At 55.8% G+C, this 19,097-nt stretch carries 21 protein-coding genes; 10 read left to right on the forward strand and 11 right to left on the reverse strand.

All coding sequences use genetic code 11. From position 1 onward, the window contains the following. Positions 1-178: 178 nt before the first annotated feature. From ACX9GT_RS22430 to ACX9GT_RS22470, 9 genes are all read left to right on the forward strand, one after another. On the forward strand, positions 179-1,300 hold the full coding sequence (locus ACX9GT_RS22430; RefSeq protein ID WP_473191670.1) for an amidase: 1,122 nt from the start codon (positions 179-181) through the stop codon (positions 1,298-1,300). A gap of 103 nt (positions 1,301-1,403) precedes the next feature. Continuing rightward, positions 1,404-2,531: an acyl-CoA dehydrogenase family protein gene (locus tag ACX9GT_RS22435; RefSeq protein ID WP_473188787.1), complete on the forward strand. Its 1,128-nt coding sequence runs from the start codon at positions 1,404-1,406 to the stop codon at positions 2,529-2,531. 23 nt (positions 2,532-2,554) lie between these two features. Beyond that, positions 2,555-2,914 (forward strand): IacB protein, encoded by a 360-nt coding sequence (locus ACX9GT_RS22440; RefSeq protein WP_473188788.1) that lies wholly within the window; start codon positions 2,555-2,557, stop codon positions 2,912-2,914. 10 nt (positions 2,915-2,924) lie between these two features. After that, complete coding sequence (locus ACX9GT_RS22445; RefSeq protein WP_473188789.1) at positions 2,925-3,440, forward strand: nuclear transport factor 2 family protein; 516 nt, start codon at positions 2,925-2,927, stop codon at positions 3,438-3,440. A 24-nt stretch (positions 3,441-3,464) separates the two neighbouring features. After that, positions 3,465-4,769 (forward strand): aromatic ring-hydroxylating oxygenase subunit alpha, encoded by a 1,305-nt coding sequence (locus ACX9GT_RS22450; protein ID WP_473188790.1) that lies wholly within the window; start codon positions 3,465-3,467, stop codon positions 4,767-4,769. Next, the gene (locus tag ACX9GT_RS22455; RefSeq protein ID WP_473191671.1) at positions 4,769-5,251 is read left to right on the forward strand and encodes an aromatic-ring-hydroxylating dioxygenase subunit beta; all 483 of its coding nucleotides are present in this window, start codon (positions 4,769-4,771) and stop codon (positions 5,249-5,251) included. Before ACX9GT_RS22450 ends, ACX9GT_RS22455 begins: the two co-directional genes overlap by 1 nt. 10 nt (positions 5,252-5,261) lie before the next feature. After that, positions 5,262-6,002: an SDR family NAD(P)-dependent oxidoreductase gene (locus ACX9GT_RS22460; protein WP_473188791.1), complete on the forward strand. Its 741-nt coding sequence runs from the start codon at positions 5,262-5,264 to the stop codon at positions 6,000-6,002. A 17-nt stretch (positions 6,003-6,019) separates the two neighbouring features. Beyond that, positions 6,020-6,952, forward strand: coding sequence for a PDR/VanB family oxidoreductase (locus ACX9GT_RS22465; RefSeq protein ID WP_473188792.1), 933 nt, complete (start codon positions 6,020-6,022; stop codon positions 6,950-6,952). 10 nt (positions 6,953-6,962) lie between these two features. Continuing rightward, positions 6,963-7,445, forward strand: coding sequence for a flavin reductase (locus tag ACX9GT_RS22470; RefSeq protein WP_473191672.1), 483 nt, complete (start codon positions 6,963-6,965; stop codon positions 7,443-7,445). 154 nt (positions 7,446-7,599) lie between these two features. Here the strand turns inward: ACX9GT_RS22470 and ACX9GT_RS22475 are convergent, their stop codons facing one another. Together ACX9GT_RS22475 and ACX9GT_RS22480 are read right to left on the reverse strand one after the other, a co-directional pair. After that, positions 7,600-8,226: an NAD(P)H-binding protein gene (locus tag ACX9GT_RS22475; protein ID WP_473188793.1), complete on the reverse strand. Its 627-nt coding sequence runs from the start codon at positions 8,224-8,226 to the stop codon at positions 7,600-7,602. 58 nt (positions 8,227-8,284) lie between these two features. Beyond that, positions 8,285-8,716: a YhbP family protein gene (locus tag ACX9GT_RS22480; protein WP_473191673.1), complete on the reverse strand. Its 432-nt coding sequence runs from the start codon at positions 8,714-8,716 to the stop codon at positions 8,285-8,287. A gap of 598 nt (positions 8,717-9,314) precedes the next feature. On the opposite strand from ACX9GT_RS22480, the gene ACX9GT_RS22485 reads away from it, so the two are divergent. Beyond that, the gene (locus ACX9GT_RS22485; protein WP_473188794.1) at positions 9,315-9,482 is read left to right on the forward strand and encodes a YhfL family protein; all 168 of its coding nucleotides are present in this window, start codon (positions 9,315-9,317) and stop codon (positions 9,480-9,482) included. Between the two features lie 411 nt (positions 9,483-9,893). Here the strand turns inward: ACX9GT_RS22485 and ACX9GT_RS22490 are convergent, their stop codons facing one another. The 9 genes from ACX9GT_RS22490 to phnL form a co-directional block, all read right to left on the reverse strand. After that, a complete protein-coding gene (locus ACX9GT_RS22490; protein WP_473188795.1) occupies positions 9,894-12,098 on the reverse strand; it encodes a metallophosphoesterase in 2,205 nt (734 codons plus the stop codon). A 109-nt stretch (positions 12,099-12,207) separates the two neighbouring features. Beyond that, positions 12,208-13,086 carry a phosphonate ABC transporter, permease protein PhnE gene (gene phnE / locus ACX9GT_RS22495; RefSeq protein ID WP_473188796.1) on the reverse strand — a complete coding sequence of 293 codons (879 nt, stop codon included), beginning with the start codon at positions 13,084-13,086 and terminating at the stop codon, positions 12,208-12,210. Beyond that, complete coding sequence (phnE, locus tag ACX9GT_RS22500; RefSeq protein WP_473188797.1) at positions 13,086-13,949, reverse strand: phosphonate ABC transporter, permease protein PhnE; 864 nt, start codon at positions 13,947-13,949, stop codon at positions 13,086-13,088. The genes phnE (ACX9GT_RS22495) and phnE (ACX9GT_RS22500) overlap by 1 nt, the downstream gene beginning before the upstream one ends. A 76-nt stretch (positions 13,950-14,025) precedes the next feature. Beyond that, the gene (gene phnD, locus ACX9GT_RS22505; RefSeq protein WP_473188798.1) at positions 14,026-14,958 is read right to left on the reverse strand and encodes a phosphonate ABC transporter substrate-binding protein; all 933 of its coding nucleotides are present in this window, start codon (positions 14,956-14,958) and stop codon (positions 14,026-14,028) included. Positions 14,959-15,007: 49 nt separating this feature from the next. Further along, on the reverse strand, positions 15,008-15,841 hold the full coding sequence (gene phnC, locus ACX9GT_RS22510) for a phosphonate ABC transporter ATP-binding protein (RefSeq protein ID WP_473188799.1): 834 nt from the start codon (positions 15,839-15,841) through the stop codon (positions 15,008-15,010). A 100-nt stretch (positions 15,842-15,941) separates the two neighbouring features. Next, complete coding sequence (phnP, locus tag ACX9GT_RS22515; RefSeq protein ID WP_473188800.1) at positions 15,942-16,691, reverse strand: phosphonate metabolism protein PhnP; 750 nt, start codon at positions 16,689-16,691, stop codon at positions 15,942-15,944. A gap of 23 nt (positions 16,692-16,714) precedes the next feature. Then, the gene (phnN, locus tag ACX9GT_RS22520; RefSeq protein ID WP_473188801.1) at positions 16,715-17,251 is read right to left on the reverse strand and encodes a ribose 1,5-bisphosphokinase; all 537 of its coding nucleotides are present in this window, start codon (positions 17,249-17,251) and stop codon (positions 16,715-16,717) included. After that, positions 17,251-18,387 (reverse strand): alpha-D-ribose 1-methylphosphonate 5-triphosphate diphosphatase, encoded by a 1,137-nt coding sequence (gene phnM, locus ACX9GT_RS22525; RefSeq protein WP_473188802.1) that lies wholly within the window; start codon positions 18,385-18,387, stop codon positions 17,251-17,253. The genes phnN and phnM overlap by 1 nt, the downstream gene beginning before the upstream one ends. Further along, positions 18,384-19,088, reverse strand: a complete 705-nt coding sequence (phnL, locus tag ACX9GT_RS22530; protein WP_473188803.1) for a phosphonate C-P lyase system protein PhnL — start codon at positions 19,086-19,088, stop codon at positions 18,384-18,386. Before phnL ends, phnM begins: the two co-directional genes overlap by 4 nt. Between the last annotated feature and the right edge of the window lie 9 nt (positions 19,089-19,097).

The following is a 19,097-nucleotide window of genomic DNA, read 5'->3' on the forward strand; positions in this document are numbered from 1 at the left end:
TATTAACCCTGCCATTTTTAATGTTGTATATATTGTTATTGGAATGTAATTTTTATGTGAAATATTACTTGAATTTTCATCTAAATCATCCATGATGGGTTCATCGTCAATCTGAATAGAAAACGTACCGAGGGTTATTCCCAAAACAGATACGTTTTTTAAAGCTAAGGCGGCAATGATGAACCATTTAAGCAACAGCAATGCCTACGTTGAGAAATTTAGCCTGGGGCAAGGCGATCTGCACTTTGCGGTGAAAGATACCCTTGATGTCGCAGGCTATGCCACGCAGGCAGGGTGCAAAGCTCTCGCATCGGCACCGCCAGCGCAGCACCATGCGCAGGTGGTGAACACCTTGCTCAATCAGCGCTGTGTTCTGGAAGGAAAAACCACGCTGCATGAGCTGGCGTTTGGCGTTACCGGGATTAACTCATGGAGCGGAACCCCGCTGAACCCTCAGTATCCCGCGTTGATCCCCGGTGGTTCCTCCAGCGGTTCGGCGGCGGCGGTGGCCGCTGGCGAAGTGGATTTCGCCATCGGCACCGATACCGGGGGTTCGGTTCGTCTGCCTGCGGCCTGCTGCGGCATTCTGGGGCTAAAACCGACCTATGGCCTGCTCAGCCGCCAGGGGGTCACGCCAGCACAGAGTTCGTTAGACTGCGTGGGCCTGTTTGCCCGCAAGGCAGGCGTGCTGCGCCAGGTGTTGAGCCGCTTAGCCATTCAACCGGGTAACAGGATGCTAACCCTGCCAGCGGTCGGGACGATCAGCGCCGCCGCGCCGTCTATCGATGCGTTAATTCACCGGGTGTTGGAACAGGCGGGAGCCGCGCTGCACCCCATCTTGCTACCCGAGCTTGACCAGGCTTATCAGGCTGGAATGGCCATCATCAGCCACGAAAACTGGCAAGCGTTTCACCCTCTGCTGGCGCTGGATGGCATCTCCGACGATGTCGCCACCCGCCTGCGCGCTGGGGAAACGGTGAACGCCGCCGCGCTGGCTCAGGCTGAACGCGTGCGGCAGAGCTTCAGCGATCGGCTGGATACGCTGCTGGAACGCACGCCGCTGCTGGCCTTGGCTACCCTGCCGGAGCTGCCGCCGACGCTGGGCGAAGCCCGCGATCCGCTCAGCATGGTCAGCCTGACAAAGCTGGTTCGTCCCTTCAATCTCAGCGGGCACCCGGCGATCTCAATCCCGATCGGTGAGATTGCTGGCCGCCCGGTAGCGCTCCAGTTAGTCGCCAACAAAGGCCACGACCCTCTGCTGGTTGAGGCTGCGGAATACCTGCTCGCCAGGCTCCGCTAGCAGCACTCGCTCGGCCCTTATTTGATTAATCAACTCAGTAAGCACCGCTTACTGCGGCAGCATTCGGCTGCCCGCCAACCACAGAATCACCCAGGAGGAAGCCATGTCAGCTCTACATCATCGTGAAGATATTGCTCCATTACTGAATGATATTGCGGCCCACAGCGTGGATTTTGAACATCAGCGCCATATTTCCGCCGACATCATTGCCCGTTTTAAACAGATCGGGGTTTACCGTGCGCTGGTGCCTAAGGTTTACGGCGGTGATGAATGTTCCCCGGCACAATTTTGTGAACTGGTTGAACAGATTGCGACCGCCGATGGTTCTGCCGGGTGGGTCGCCAGCTTTGGTATGAGCCCGTTTTACCTTGGGGCGCTGCCCACCGATACGCTACAGGCCCTGTATCGCGACGGCCCGGACGTGGTCTTTGCCGGGGGCATATTTCCTCCGCAGCGCGCAGCGCAGACGGATGGCGGCTACCGCGTCAGCGGGCGCTGGAGCTTTGCCAGTGGCTGTATGGGAGCCTCGATCTTTGGCGTGGGGATCATGCCGGAAGGCGGGCAACCGCTGCCGCGTATGGCGGTGTTACCGCCAAGCAGCGTGCAGATTGATCCCACCTGGAACACCGTTGGGCTGGCGGGCACCGGCAGCCACGATCTGGTGGTGAATGATGTGTTTGTGCCGCAGGAGTGGACCTTTACCCGCGGTGCGGCTCTCAATCTGGATGGGCCGCTGTACCGCTATCCGGTGCTCTCCCTGGCGACACAGGTGCTGTCCGTGGTGGCGCTCGGCGTGGCGCGTGCTGCGCTGAATGAAATCTACGCCATTGCTCATCGCCAACAGTCGGTCACCAGTGCGCCACAGTTGGCCGAACGGCCACAGGCTCAGATCCAGATTGCCCGCTGCGAGGCCGAACTGTGCTCTGCCCGCTCTTGGTTTTATCAGGCGATTGATGACGTTTGGCAAAGGCTGCTGACGGGTAACGACGCTTCTTGCCAGCAGATCAATGCGTTACGCCTCTCTTCGACTCACGCCACCCGGGTGGCCGCAGAGGTGGCCCGCCAGGCTTTGGCGCTCAATGGCATGGGCGGGATCGCCCTGACCAGCCCGCTACAGCGCTATGTGCGCGACACCCTGGTGATTACTCAACACGCTTTTATGGGCGACCTTTCTTATATCAATGCCGGTACGGTGTTTTTCGGCGGTAAGCCGCTGCCGGGTTATTTGTGATTTTCACTCAACAGGAGCAACAGATGAGCCAGTCAAACAAACTGCGGGTGCTGTTTTGCATCGGCGTAAACCAGAATTTTTTTGATGCCACCGCGCCTGAGGCCAAACAGGTGTGGGCCGCCTTCGGCGTGATGATGAAAGGGATGGAGGAAACGCCAGGCATTCGGGTGATTGGCAACATGGACGACGACCAGATTATGGTCGGCCCATCGCCAGGCTGGCCGTGGACGACTTACGTACTGGCCGATGCTGATGCGCTGGAACACGTCAGCGCGGTGTGTAATTTGTTCCGCACCACGCCCGTCGGCGACGGGGCTTACAAGTTATGGAAGTACTGCAAGATCGAAGCCCGCGTCGGCCGTGAACTGATCATACAGCACTAACGGAGCCGTCATGAACTTACAGGAGGCTCAGCGTTTACAGCAGTTGGAGGATCAGCAGGCGGTCCGGCTGTGTATCAGTGACTACATGCGCCTGTGTGACGATCTCAACAGCCCGGAAAACGCCCGCGCAGCCGGGGAGCTGTTTACCCCAGATGCCCGCTGGGAAGGAGTTGGCGAACCTTATGCCACCCGTCTTGGCGTGCATCAAGGGCGTGAAGCCATTGTGGCGATGCTGCTGCGCTATGTCCGTCAGCCCAACCACTTCGCCATGAATGCCCATTTTCTCTGCTCGGAAGCGATCGGCTGTGAGCAACCAGGGCGCTTGCGTGGCCGTTGGCTGATGTTGCAAACCTCCACGTTCAGTACCGGGAGTGCGCACCTGAATGCGGCCGAAATTATTGCCTGGTTTGCCCGCGCTGAAGGCGGCATGCGGATAGCGCATTTTACTACCCGCAATCTGTTTAGCCGCCCGGTGAACCACTGGAACAGTGCGGATGAACTGCCGGTACCGGATGAAAGCCGCTAATTGAATAGATACAGGGGAATGACCATGTCTTGTCAGCACGCTATTGCAGTAAAAAACCTCGAAGCGACGACACCGCCCAGCCACGCCGAGATTGCCGCGTTGGTTAAAGCCGATCGGGTACACACCTCGTTGTATACCTCCGCGGAACTGTTTGAACTTGAGCTGGAGCGGATTTTCAGCAAAACCTGGGTCTGGGTGGCTCACGCCAGCGAACTGCCGGAAAGCGGCAGTTTTAAAACCACGGAAATCGCCACTCAGCCGGTGATCGTGGTGCGTGACCGCAAAGGAGAAGTCCGCACCCTACTCAACCGCTGCCGTCACCGGGCGGCAACGGTATGTGAGCAGCGCAAGGGTAAAACCAACAGCTTTGTCTGCCCGTACCACGGCTGGGGCTATGCGCTGGATGGCAGCCTGCGCGGCGTACCGCATCCTGAAAGCTATGCTGACCAGTTGGATAAAGCCGAGCTGGGGCTGGTGCAACTGCGGACTGAACAGTACGCAGGCATGATTTTTGCCACCTTCAATGCGGATATCGAACCGCTGAGCGACTATCTGGGCGCGGCCAAAAAGTGGATCGATCTGTTTATGAAGCAGGGGGCGGGTTATCCGGTTAAAACCGGCCCGGCCCATCGCTTCCGCTTTCCCGGCAACTGGAAAATCCAGTTGGAGAACACCACCGATGGCTATCATTTCCCCGTGGTGCATCGCTCCTTTTTAAGCTCCGTCAATAAGCAGACCGAAGAGATGCTCAACTTTGTCGGCGGCAGTGGCTATGTCGAAGATCTGGGCAATGGCCACAGCGTGATGGTGATGATCCCTGAGTTGGTCGATCTGGAAGCCAACCTGGATGCGCCTATCCCTGAACGTTTTCTCGAACTGGCACAGGCGCTGCGTCAGGATCATGACGAACAGCAGGTGCGCCGCATTGTGCGTGCCGTCGGCGGTTCCGGGTTCAACCTGAATATCTTCCCTAATATCGCCTGTTCGATGGCGTTTTTCCGGGTGCTGCAACCGCTGTCGGTGAATGAAACCGAAATTCATCACGCGGTGATCACCATGGACGGCGGGCCGGACATTGCCAATCAGGCGCGCCTACGGATGCATGAACACTTTCAGGGGCCGATGGGGTTTGGCACGCCGGATGACTCCGAAGCCTGGGAGCGGGTACAGCGCGGTGCGACCGCCGGGGACAAGTTGTGGATCATGCTGAACCGCGGGCTCGCCGGTGAGCAGCCAACCGCCGACGGCCTGCGCAGCGACGTCAGCGCCGAAACCGGGATGCGGGCGGCCTACCAGATGTGGAAAAAACTGATGACGGAGAACTCATGATGGAAACCTCTAACGCCGTGCTGTTCAGTGCCATCACGCTGATTAATCTGGAGGGTGACTTGCTCGATCAAGGCGACTTCAATGCCTGGCTGGCGCTCTGGCAACCTGAAGGGCTGTATGTGATCCCCATCGATCCGCAGGCAACCGATTTTAAAAATAGCCTTAATTACGCCTATGACGATCACCAGATGCGGATGAAACGGGTACACCGCCTCGACAGCGGCGAATCCATCTCTACCACGCCGCGCGCCCGCACGCTACGCACGCTGTCGCGTTTTCGCCTGCTGGAGGCAGACGAGCACAAGGTGGTGGTGCGCTGTGCTCAATCCCTGTGGGAACACCGCAAGGGCAACAGCAGGCACTATGCCGCCGACGTCACTTACCACCTGTTGCCACAGGGCAACCAATGGCTGATTCAGCAGAAAACCATCCGCCTGATTAACAGCGATGACGTGCTGCACAGCATCGGCTACATCCTCTAAGGAGCAATGCATGACACAAACCGCATTAGTGACCGGTGCCGCTTCGGGCCTAGGCAATGTTATCGCCACCCAGCTGTTACAGCAGGGTTTTCAACTGGTATTAACCGATGTAAGCCTTCAGCGGGCACAGCAAGCCGCTCGTGAGCTGGATAGCCATGGGGATCGCGTACTGGCACTGGGGTTGGATATCCGCCAGGCGCAAGACGTTGAACAGGCACTGGCAGCCACTGTAGAGCGTTTTGGCAGCCTGGAAGTGCTGGTTAATAACGCTGCGCTGACCTTGGCAACCCCGGTGATGGATATCCAGCCCGATGAGTTTGATCAGGTACTCACCACCAACCTGCGCGGCACCTTTGTCAGTTGCCAGACCGTGGGGCGTTATTTTGCCAAACGGGGCTACGGCAGGATTATCAACTTGGCCTCGTTGGCGGGGCAAAATGGGGGAACCGCATCAGGCGCGCACTATGCGGCCTCGAAGGGCGGCATTCTGACGCTGACCAAGGTCTTTGCCCGTGAGCTGAGTCAATCCGGCGTCACCGTGAATGCGATCGCACCGGGCCCGCTGGATTTACCGTCGGTGTATGCGTTAGTCCCGGCAGAAAAGCTGGCGGGGCTATTGCAGATGATCCCGGTCGGCAAGCTGGGTGATGCCGAATTTGTGGCGCAGGCGGTAGCGCTATTAGCCTCACCGCAGGCGGCCTTTGTCACCGGTGCCACCTGGGATATCAACGGCGGGTTGTTTATGCGCTAAGGCATATGGGAGTCAATATGTTGATATTAAAGATTATTGCCCGAGAATTGCAGGGCGATGTCGTCCTGCTCACCCTGGGTGATCCAGCAGGCAAGGAGTTGCCCGGTTTTGCGGCCGGGGCACATCTTGATCTCCACTTGGGGAACGATCTGGTTCGGCCTTATTCACTGTGTAACGATCCTGCCGATCGTTATCACTATCAGTTGGGCATACTGAAAGCCGCTCAATCTCAGGGCGGTTCGCTGGCGGCGCATGCTTTACAGCCAGGAGATGACGTGCGCGTGAGCACGCCACGCAATCTGTTCGCGCTGGAGCCCAATGCGGCCCACAGCCTGTTGATCGGCGGGGGGATTGGTATTACGCCCATGCTGGCGATGGCGGCAACGCTCTATGCCGCTGGCCGTTCATTTACCCTCCATTACTGCGCCCGCAGCCGCCAACAGGCCGCCTTTGTGGATATGTTGGAGCATGCCCCCTATGCCCGCCATGTACGGCTGTATTTCAGCGACGAACAACGCTTGGCATTAACCCCAACCCTGACGGATGTGCCAGAGAATACCCATGTCTATGTCTGCGGCCCGCCACGCCTGATGACGGCGGTCACCGAGCAGGCGATCGCCTTGGGTTATGGCCAGGATCGCCTTCATCAGGAGTGTTTTGCGGCTGAAGTAGAAATGCAGGGTGCGGCCTTTGACGTCACCCTGGCCAGCAGCGGCACCAAGGTGCGAGTGGCAGAGAATCAGAGCATTGTCGAAGCCTTGGCGCAGGCGGGGGTGAAAGTGTGTGTTTCCTGTAAACAGGGGATCTGCGGCAGTTGCTTGACCGACGTGCTGGAAGGAGAACCGGATCATCGCGATAGCTATCTCACCGACGAGGAAAAGGCGGCTAACAATCTGATTCTATTGTGTTGCTCGCGAGCGAAAAGTGCGCAGTTAGTGCTCGATCTATAAGGAAGACATGATGACTCTTCAAACTGAATTTCGTAATGCGATGGCGCAGTTGGGCAGTGCAGTCTCGGTGATTACCACCGACGGCCCGGCGGGAAAATACGGTTTTACCGCTTCGGCGGTGTGCAGTGTGACCGATCAACCTCCCACCCTGCTGGTGTGCATGAACCGTAACTCGTTTGCCAACCCCCATTTCAAGCAAAACGGTGCGCTGTGTGTCAACGTGTTATCCAGCAACCATCGCGATCTATCGGGGATATTTGCCAGTGCCACGTTGCGCTCGGAGCAGCGTTTTCTCCATGACAGTTGGCGAGTACTCACCAGCGGCGCACCGGTATTGAATTCGGCCGTCGCCAATTTTGATTGTACCATCCATCAATTCCACGAAATCGGCAGCCACACGGTGTTTTACTGCCAGGTGCAGGCGGTACGTATCAGTGAATCCCCATGTGGGCTGATGTACTTCAACCGCCGCTATTATGATTTGGATGGATAAAGGCCAGTTGTGACGCAACCGGTTTTCCGGTGGCTTGGGAAATTTAGCGTTTTTGACTGACACAGTATCACAGAGATCAGGTTCCGGGGTTATTCCTTTACGCTAGGGGGGCAGATTAATGGTCAGGCGATAACGATCTGCTTCCCCCTTGTGATCAACGTGCGCAATGCAGTTGGTCGGATTCTAAAATTTTCACCCCATTGCCAGCGCTGAGAGCCTGCGTCAGCAGGGTTTGCGCCACGTCTTTGCCAGCGACGGAGCGCCATTTGCCGGGCAGCAACGCAAACAGCGGCACGCTGAGCCACTCCAGCAGGCGCGGTTTCGCCCGGCCCAGCAGCATAGAAGGGCGCACCAGCGTCAGGCGTGGCCAATTCTGCGCGCGCAGCGCCTGCTCTAGCTCCCCTTTGGTGCGATTGTACAAAAATGGGGAACGCGGATTGGCCCCAATGGCGCTGACCACCAGGCAATGCTGCGCGCCCAACCGCTGCCCGGCGAGAGCCGTTTCGATCGCCAGTTGATAATCCACATGGCGAAACGCCTCGGCGCTGCCTGCCTGACGGCGCGTGGTGCCCAGGCAACAGAACACCACATCCACCGGCTGAGCCAACCCCGCCAGCAGTGCAGACAGATCGCCCCCCATCGGATTTTGCAGCTTGCCGTGCGGCTCCAGCGCCACCCGCGTGGGTGCGACGATCGCCGTCACCTGCGGAGCGGCCTGCAACAGTTGTAACAGCTCGCCCCCAACCAGGCCGGAAGCCCCTGTGATTAATACCCTGGTCATGTGTTCTCTCCGCTTGCGTTTTGAAACCTGTGCGACAAACTGCCCGCCTCTGAAAGCCCTAGCGTTGCCAATGCAGCTTTTTACCAAAGCCTAGCGTGTTATCCGTCATCTTCACTTCCAGCAAAGTGAGCTGCCAGATCGGGGCTTTCATCACCTTCGCCACCGGAAAGCGCTTGCAGTAGCGCTCGCGGGCCGGCCGATCTTCATCCCCCTGCAACAGGGTGATGTCACCACGATACTGCACGCCTTTGATCAGCGCGATGCTCTTTGGTTGCGGGGCAATGGTTCCCACCACCCTACTGTTCTGCTGCATCAGGCGGCCATGCTGGGTATGCGGTTCGGTCATCAGCCACAGCGCCATACGCTCGGCGTCGAACACGTAAAAACAGTTGGCGCACCACATCTCCACACCATTACCGGCGCACAGCGTGAGCACATGCTGCTTGCTGAGAAAACGGCTGATGGGCTGCTGATCTTCGGTTTGATTCAACGTCATGTCTCCTTTTCACCCGCGTATTTTACCTTCACCCACACAGTGCCGACCAAGCTCCACGGTTCATCGGGATCGCAGATACGGCCACTCGACGATGTAAGAGTGCCCTATTTACAAACAGAGATCACGGTGAACAAGGCTTAAAAACCAAGATAGTGACCGTTGAAGTAACCACAAAGAGTGATCAGATAAACGACTATTTTGAATGTTCTTATTCTTACCTTCCTGAATTCTGACAAAAAACCCGTAAAAGACTTAATGTCTGAATAAATATGATTTTTAGGTTAAACAAACCAATCAGACAGAAAAATATAGACCATCCTTTTTATTTTTAGCGAATTATAAGACTATTACTATTCAATCAGTTGTTTGTTTTGAAAAAAAACATACGAAATAATTATTCATCAACCCCTCATAATTTGCATAAGATATAATAAAAAAATATGTCATTCGATTTTTTTGAATGTTTTTTTAAGATTAATCAGCATGACGGGTAGTTTACAGTCATGAATAAAACAAATAAAAAATGTTGTTTCAAATAAATTCAGTGTGTAACATACCGCCTGGATTTTTATTAAATACAGGAAAGTAAAAAATGAACAAATTAGCTAAATTGGTAATTATTGCTGCTGCACTGTCTACTCTGACTGCTTGTACCGGGCGTATTGAGAACAAAACGAAAGATTGCAGCTACGATTATCTGCTGCACCCTGCCATTTCTATCTCTAAAATCATTGGCGGCTGTGGCCCAACTGCTAAGTAAGCACTAGCCCTAGCGCTTATTTTATTGGTGACGCATAAAATTCAACTAGTTACCTGCATTTTTAATATAATAGATCTATAGTTTAGATTTATTTATAGTGTAAAGCGCATGGGTTAAACTATTTTTATCGTCACCAAATTTACAACGCCATGCTAATAATACAGAGTTTTCTTAGCTCTTATTTATAATCAAGCAGAATAGTAATGACTTTACCAGCCAATGTATTTTTGGGTTACCAACCATTATCTACATTAGAAATGCTTGTGCATTATCCCTTCTCCCTCTCATGAAACACCCGCTCTAAACATCAATCTTGCCAGCATACGCTTTCCACACTGAGTGATTAAATTCTTGTGCAAGGAGAAAGTGTGACACCCAACACCAATTAGCCAGCATTGGGTGTTAGTGCGGTTATTCCACAAAGCCCGGTTTATCACTCAGATTAATCACCTCGCGCTGCTCGAGATTAACCATAAAGTGGTCACTGGGTGGCAGCGAAGTCCCCAATTTACGCAAAATGGCAAACAGGGCACCAAAGCGGTTCTGAAATACCTGGCTGACGCTATTTTCATCCAGCACTTTCTTATCAGAAAAATGAATGGTCGCCTGGGTATTCGCCAAGGCATCAGCCAGCACGCTGTACTGACCAATACGCTCAGGCGTGATGTCATCCAGCGCCAGATCCCCGGCGTTGGTCAGCCGATAAAAATCGGTAGCCAGATCAAATCCGCTCCATGCCGCAAAATCATCTAAAGTGAGGCGGTTGGCCTGAGCCAGCGATGCCGCCTTGATCTGGGCACGGTTCCAGTCGGCGGTGATCTCCTCGGCCGTGACGCTCAGAGACGCTGGAGGCGACGCCGCGGTACACTTGGCTAGCGTGGTCACCGGCGACAAGGCCGGATTAGCCTGCAATTGGGCCAGCGTCACTGCGGTATCCAGCTGCGAGAGGATCAGCATATCGCGGCCACTCATACTGAACAGCATCTCACGCATTTCACAGGGCCATTCGCTGGGTAAAAACCGCAGGCGAGTCAGTTCCGAGAGATATATGCTATTGAACTCATGGTAATCCTTGGCGGCAAGGATCTCTGCATTCCATAACTTCGCCGAACCCTGAGCGGCCAAGTGCTGATGTTCCATCTCGTAATGTTCAAACAGTTCATCAAAACGCGGAACCTGATTCAGCCGCACGGTTTCCACCTCTATCGCACTTTCGCGGGTGAGAGTGAGCAGCTTATAGGCCGGGACGTAGGCCGCCATCGACGGCGCCTGAATGTTCACCAGAAAACCATCGTCGTACTTTCGCACGCCGGTATCGTTAAAATGCATATGCCCCCCGACATGGAGCTGAATACCGGCCTGGGCCAGTGCATGAGTGGTATCTTCTGCGGGCCGACGCGCCATCTGGAAACTGCCTGTGCCAAACAGCGCTTCTATATCGTCAGATGCCCCGTTATAAAATTCGGTCATCGGGAAATGGCTAAAGGTGATCAACTGCTTATTCTGCTCTTTAGCCCGCTGTGTCACGGTTTTGATCCACTCAATCACATGAGTTTTGTGCGTCAGCATGCGGTTATACCCCGCATTGCCTGAGCCATTAAAGTTTTTTGGGTTGGCAGGGTCCGCGTCATTGGCGGAAGAAGTGGGGATATAGACATTGGCATCAATCGCCAGCAACCACACCCCAGAGACTGGCTCTACCAAGTAGCTGGCGTCTGGCACCTGCAAGCAGTGGGTGTAATCACTTTGCTTATAGCGGCCACCGGTCCCTTCGGCACAAATCTCATAATGGCGATATTGCCAATCGGCCTGCTGGCGTGCGGTATCAAACTGGTAGCTGGCGGTTGAATAGCTGCTGTAAGGGGTTTCCCAGTAAAGATAAGAGGCTTTGGGCATAAACCCGTGATCGGCAAGGGCGCTGGTCACCCCTTCATAACCCAGTTCGCGGATATCCTCCGTACAGACGGTAGGTAATTCATACCCCGCATCAATGATTGCCCAGGCCTCGCTATAACCGCTGCATTCAGCAGCGCCCTTGCTGTAGATGCGTTGTTCTTTCCCCTCCTCACCAAGAAAATCGCTTTTACCACCGGGGCGGGCAAACGGCACATTCGGATCGTGATTGCCGGGAGCGGCGAAAAACTCAATGCCATAACGCTGGGAATATTCATCCAGAATTTTTTTCAACCCACGCATATGGATGGGTTGACCATCATCACTGAAATCGCCCGGCAGGGCGATCAACCTGATCCCACGCTGTGCGGCATCGTCCAGCGCGGCCAGAAAAGCAAAATAGTTCTCATTGAATAACCGGGTCGATGTCAGTTGCGCATACATGGTGCGGATCATAGCGGGCTGTCCGCTTTTACTGTTCATCAGGCCACTGAAAGCGTTACCTTCGAAGGTGCCGTAAACGTCATGAAAGTGGACATCGGGCATAAAAGCCACGGTGACCGGGCTCTTATCTAGCGGGAGATCGGTGGTTGGTGTTTCCGTTACCGGGTTTTCCGTCGAGCTGGGCGGCAACACCCGCGCGCTGTTGCCGTCGGTATCATTACAGCCCACCAGAAAAGAGGCAGAGATAAAGAGCACGCCAATCGGCCAAATTTTTTTCACCAGAAACTCCATTTAAATTAAGAGGAAATTTCAAGCGATAGTAGATGCCCCTTGTGTCAGAAAGATGATGACTACCGCAGCGGCGTAAAAAACCCGCAGGCACTGACTGTTATTGATAAAGAGGAACCGCCTCTCCCAAGATGTATTTATTGCGCAGGATCGAAGATATCTTGTCCATAATCATCACCACCGCCACCAGGATCAGGGTGATAAACATCACCACATCCCAGTTCCACAGCCGCATGTTTTCGGCATAGACCAGGCCGATCCCACCCGCCCCGACAAAACCCAGTACCGCAGCAGAACGGGTATTGGATTCAATCTGATACAGGCTCAGCGCCAGAAAGGTAGGGAAAGATTGGGTGAAAATACCATAGCGATGCTTTTGTAAACTGTTGGCCCCGACCGCCGTCAGGCCACGGCTGGGGGATTTCTCCACCGCTTCGTGCCCTTCGGCATACAGCTTACCCAGCAAACCGACGTCCTGCATCAGGATCGCCAAGACCCCGGCCAGCGGCCCCATGCCTACCGCACGCACAAAAATCAGCCCCCAGATGGCCATATCAATGCCCCGCAGGATATCGAACAAGCGGCGCACCAGCAGTGCTATCGGCCGCAGTAAGGGTGAGGACATCACATTGCGCGCCGCAAAAAAGGAGAGCGGTAAGGCGATCAGTGAGGCGGTCAGCGTACCGGCGAACACGATGGCAATGGTGATGAAGATCTGCTGGAAGTAATAGATGAACGGCCAATGGGCAAAATCGTGCCAGACAAACATGCGCACGAAGTAACGGCCAATCTGTTGGCAACCGTTGGTGAACTGTGGCCAGGCAATGCCGAAGAACAGAAAAAAGAACACGTAATACAGCACAATAGCCGCGGCGATCGTGCCTAACGTGCGCAGATAGCGGCCCTGACGAGCAAAAATTTCCGCATGCTGCTGCTTGATCAGTTGCAGCGCGGCGGCGGATAGCGGTTGAACGGACATCAGTGTTTCCCCTCTACAACGCGTTTACGCAGTTCACCAGACAGATAATCCAGCAGCGATACCACCACGATGATCAGTAACAGCGTCATGCTGACCTGATCGTAACGATCGAGTTTGATATTGGTCATCAGTTCCTGGCCGATCCCGCCCGCGCCCACCAGCCCGAGGATCGTCGATTGGCGGAAGTTGATTTCCAGGCGCATAAAGCTGTAGGACAAAAATACCGGCTTAACCTGTGGCCACAGGCCAAAACGCATGCGCTGCAACGGCGTCGCCCCACAGGCAGACAGGCCACGCACCGGCTTGTTAGACGCGGTTTCGATCGACTCATAAAACAGTTTGGTCAGGCTGCCAATGGTGTGCAACGCCAGCGCCATAAAACCGGGGATCGCCCCAATGCCGAAGGCCATCACAAACATCACCGCCCAGGCCAGCTCTGGCATGGTGCGTAAAAACGCCACCAACGTGCGAATCGCCAAACGCAGGCTCGCCAGGTTGTGGGTATTTTTTGCCGCCAGAAAGGCCAGGACCCCAGCCACCAACGCTGAAAACAGGGTAGCGGCGAGCGCCAGTTGCACGGTTTCCCAAATCAACGGTAACTGGATAGGCAGACGATAACCCCAGTAGGCGAAGGAACCTTCGGTTCGGCCGTCGGCAAATAACGCCTGCCAGTGCAACACCGGCAGGGTTTCTGCCAGATAATCAAAGAAATGAGGAAGGGAAATCCACACGGTATGCAGATTGAATTCGGCGACGCTGCCCGCACCGAGATAGAGCACCGCCAGCCCGAGTGACCAGATCAACGCTTCGCGCTTCTGCTTGCTGCGGATGCGTTGGTAATACTGTGTGAAATCGGTGTTCAAAATAGCGTTCCATCATGTTGTGACAGAGAGAGCTTTCTCCTCTCCCCACAGGCCGAGTCAGGGAGAGGAGCAGAGGTTAACGCTCGCCTTTGGTCAGATCGCGTTTCATATCAATAATGGTCTGATATTCAGCCAGTTTGACGTCCTCAAGGTGCTGTTTACCGCCCATAGCTTTGATAAAACAGGCATGGTCTTCTTTATCCAGCTGTTTGATCGCCGCAACCAGTTGGCCTTTAAAATCAGCTGGCAGCGCCTGACGCACCAGCACCGGGCCGTTCGGGATTAACGGCGACTGCCAGATAATGCGGATCTTCTTCATCAGGTCTGGCTGATCCATGCGGATCATACGGCCAAAAGCCCCGCTGCTATAGCCGCTAGCGTAATCCCCCACCATCGAAGTCCAGGTCACGGCCCCTTCAAACTGGCCGTTCAGCACGCCGAGGATGTCTTGTTCATGGCCACCGGAGAAGGTCACGCTGGAGAAGAAGTTGTTGTATTTGTCGTCCGCCGAACCGCCGAACTGCTTTTTAAATACCTGGTTAGGGACCAGGAAACCGGAGGTGGAATCAGGTTCCGCAAAACCGAAGGATTTCCCTTTCAGATCTTCCAGCTTTTGGTAAGGGCTATCGGCTTTGACCACCACCACCGAGTGATAACCTCGGGACTTATCCACATCGTCCACGCCGATGCCGATCAGTTCAACCGCCTGCGGATCTTTGATATACACCGAGGCCAGTGAAGAAGGCGACATGCCGAACACCAGATCGATCTTGCCCCCCAGCAGCCCTTGGATCACACCGGCATAATCGGAAGAGTTGCGCAGTTTGGTGTCCACATTCAGCTTTTGGTCGAGAAATTGCTTCACACATTGGTTGTCACCAATCTGTTGGGTGGCGTTTTGCCCGCCCATAATCCCCAGATTCAATTCCTTGGGTGCATCCGCTGCACCTGCATTAAAGACCATCATGACGCCAGCCATAATGCTGGTCAGAGTGAAGAAGTTTTTCATTGCGTGAGCCCTGTGTATAAAGATAAAAGTGAAGAAAAAATTCAGGCGATTAATGGATCTGATTGGCTTCTTCGCCATACAGTTGGTGCAAAATCCGCTCATTCAGCTGCGATGGGTGGCCGTCAAAAATAATTTTCCCCTGAGCAATGCCGATCACCCGCGTGCAATATTCCTTCACCAGCTCGACCGAGTGCAGGTTAACCATCACCGCGATGTCGTCCTCACTGATTTTTTGCAGCGCATCCATAATGCGGCGGGTGTTTTTCGGATCGAGAGAGGCTACCGGCTCGTCGGCCAGCAGGATTTTCGGGTTCTGCATCAGCGCCCGGCAAATCGCCACCCGCTGCATCTGGCCGCCGGAGAGATTCTCGGCGCGTTGCAAGGCATGCGGCAGCATATTCAGCCACTGCAACAGTTCGATCGCCCGCGCGCGGTCAGCGTCGTCAAACACTTTAAAGAAGGATTTCAGGGTCGAGGTGTGGCTGAGGCGGCCGAGCAGGACGTTGGTGATCACATCCAGGCGCGGCACCAGACAGAAATCCTGAAAGATCATCCCGCAGCGGGCGCGCCACTGGCGCATCTGGCGGGTGCTGAGCTGTGCGATATCCTGCGTTGCGCCGTCGTCGTCAAAATGCAGCATCTCGCCGCCGCTGGCCGGAATGGTGCCATTCAGCGTATGCAACAGGGTGGATTTACCCGCCCCCGAGCGGCCAATCACCGCCACAAACTCCCCGGCATGCAGATCGAAATTGATGTCATCCAGTACGCGTTGCTGAGAGGAATAAGCCTTAGCCAATCCTTTGACGGATAGCACTTTGCGTAAAGGAAACAGTTGTTGTTCTGGGTAATCGGTCTGTGCCAGTTTTAACAGTGCCTGAACCATGTGATATCTCTAATTTTAATGGCGAATCAGTAGGTGGCTCTATTAACGGTGACTTTCATGACATCGAGGTGATGGTTTTATGAACAGAAAATGATGTTAATCAGAGCCTGATGCCGAGATGATCAAACGCCAGCTCCATACCCGGCGGCAGTGCGTTGCTCATCAGCCACAGATCCAACTGATGGCTGATGTGCGTCAGCAGCGTGCGGCACGGCTGCAAACGCTGCTGGATCTCCAGCGCGCGGGTCAAGTCGTTATGGTTGCGCGGTGTTTGCGCCTGGGGCGGCAGGCTGCAATCCAGCACCAGCAAGTCGAGTTTGACCTGCTGTAAATAGCGTGCGGTTTCTGGCGGCAGGCCAACGGTGTCGGTCAGGTAGGCCAGGGTTTTCCCGGCGGCCTGAATCAGGTAACCCTGCGTAAGCCTGGAATGGATCAACGGCAGTGGCGTAATGCTCAGCCCGCCTAATTCAACGGTTTCAAACGGCAGTAGCGATGGCTGAAACGCCAGAATCCCCGGATGCTTGAACAGATCGTCACAGCCCTGTTCATCGGCCGGGCCGTAAACCGGAATAGTTTCACCGCACCCCCAGCGCAAGGGGAATAGCCCCTGTACGTGATCCATATGGTAGTGCGTCAGCAAAAAGCGCTGGATCTCCCCCGCCGCAAAGCGCCGCTCCAGCGAGCTTAATCCCGCGTCAATCAACGTCGTTTCCCCCCGATAACGCAGCATGGCGCTGCATGGCCGCCGCCGGAAAACCGGTTCGTTGCGTGCCCGCTGGCAGGCCCGGCATTCACAGCCAAACACCGGCACCTGTTGGGCACCGCCAGTGCCAAGAAAGGTCAGTTGCATTAATGCCTCCTATAGAGCAAAACTCACCAATACTCCGCCAGCAGCGCATCCAGGGTCTGCTCGAGATCGCCGTTGTTATCCAGCAGGCGGCAACCCGCCGGTAAGCTCTGCTGATAGTCGGCCGCACGCACCAGCCGCTGCTCGATCTGCTCGGCGCTTTCGCGCCCGCGCTGTTGCAGCCGTTGGCGCAGCACAGCGGGCGAAACCTGCAAACAGATCGGCAACAACCTGGTGCCGTAGCGGCTGAGCGCCTGCGGCAGATGCGCCCGCGAGCCATTAACCACCACGTCGTTGCCCTGCTGCAACCACAGGTCAATCTCAATCCCAAAAGCGTAATGGTATTGATGCGCCTGCCAATCAAGGGCGAACAGCTTCTTGGCTCGGCGGCGCAGGAACTCCGCTTCACTTAGCGCAATATGGTTCTCGCCACCCATCGCTGCCGGGCGGGTAATATAGCGATGTGCCACCAGCGGCCCGGCGCGGGTAGCGGCGCGCAGCCGTTCGAGCAGGCTGTCTTTGCCAGAGCCGGACGGGCCCATCAGATAAATAAGCCGGGCCATCAGAACACCTGCTTACCCTGGCGCCAGACGTTTTGCACGTAGACATGCTCGTCGTGCGGCCGCACCAGTACCAGATCCGCCCGCAGCCCTTCGGCGATCAGGCCGCGATCCTGCAACCCCAGCGCCCGCGCCGGGTTGCGGGTGACCCGCTGCACCGCCTGCGGCAGGCTGAAGGCGTTGCGATCGTCTTTACTGAGGCGAAACGCCGCATCCAGCAGGCTGGCCGGATAATAGTCGGAAGAGAGAATATCCAGCACACCAAGCGCCGCCAGATGATGAGCCGCTACGTTGCCGGAATGGGAACCACCGCGCACGATATTGGGTGCGCCCATCAGCACCTGCAAACCCTGCTGGTATGAAGCACGGGCGGCAGCTTCGGTAGTGGGGAACTCAGCGATCGCACTGCCCAACGCAAGGGATTCGGCCACATGCTCGGCGGTGGCGTCGTCGTGGCTGGCAAGCGCGATATGGCGCGCCCGGCAGTGGGCGGCGATCGCTTCCCGATTGGGCGTGGACCAGCGTTCGGAAAGGTGAATCTGCTCCTGTTCAAACTCGCTCATCTGCGGCTCACTCAGATGATATTTACCCTGATAATATTCACGGTATTTTTCGCGCGAGGCGAACTGGCGCTGGCCCGGCGAGTGATCCATCAGCGAAACCAGAGACACGCCGGGCCTGTCCATCAGCTGTTCAAACAGCGGCAGGGTGCTTTCATTCGGCAGTTCGCAGCGCAGGTGCAACCGGTGCTCGGCGCGGTTAACCCCGGCTTGCTGGCTGTGGATCACTGCGTCGATCATTTTTTGCAGGTTTTCCAGCCGATGGCCGCCGTCGCGCACGTCGCCGATCGCCACCGCATCCAGCACCGTGGTGATGCCGTTAGCCACCATCAGCGCGTCGTGGCTGCTCATGGCCGAATGCGCAGGCCAGTCGACGTTCGGCCGCGGGGTGAAAAATTTGTCCAAGTTGTCGGTGTGCAGCTCAATCAGCCCCGGCAGCAGCCAGCCTCCCTCACCGTCCAGCGCCTGCGGCAACTGGCTTGGCGTATCGGCAAAGTTGCGGATCACGCCGTCGCTCATCTCCAGTGAACCGGCAACGATCTGATCTTCCAGCACCAGTTTGACGTTATTGATAATCATGGTGTCTCCAGCAATTGTGGGGCTTGCATATCGTGTAACCGGTCGGCCACCTGCAGGCGGACGTTCTCGTCATGGAAAATCCCGACGATGGCGGCACCGCGTTGCTTGGCCTGTTCGATCAGCCTCACTACCGCCGCGCTGTTGCGGCTGTCGAGGGAGGCCGTGGGTTCATCCAGCAGCAGGATCGGGTAATCTTTGATAAAACCGCGAGCGATGTTGACCCGCTGCTGTTCACCGCCGGAGAAGGTGGACGGGGCCAGTTGCCACAGGTGCTGCGGCACGTTGAGCTGGCTGAGCAAGGCTGCGGCCCGTTCGCGGCATTCGGCGCGGCTGACGCCCGATTCCAGCAGCGGCTGCATCACCACTTCCAGCGCGCTGATGCGTGGGATCACCCGCAGAAACTGGCTGACCCAGCCAATGGTGTGGCGGCGCACCGCCAGGATTTGCCGGGCTTCGGCCTGTACCAGCTCCAGCCATTCATTTTGGTGATGCACCCAAATCTGGCCGCTGTCCGGCTGATAGTTGGCATACAGTGAGCGCAACAGCGTGGATTTACCGCTGCCGGAATGGCCGTGCAGCACCACACATTCACCGCTGCGGGCGATCAGATTGGCATCGTGCAGCACCGGCAAACGGGTGCCATGCTGCTGGTGCAGAACAAACGTTTTACTGAGGTGTTCAACCCGGATCTTAATCGTCATTTGGTCACC

It is taken from the genome of Serratia sp. YWN4 (genome assembly GCF_055790845.1).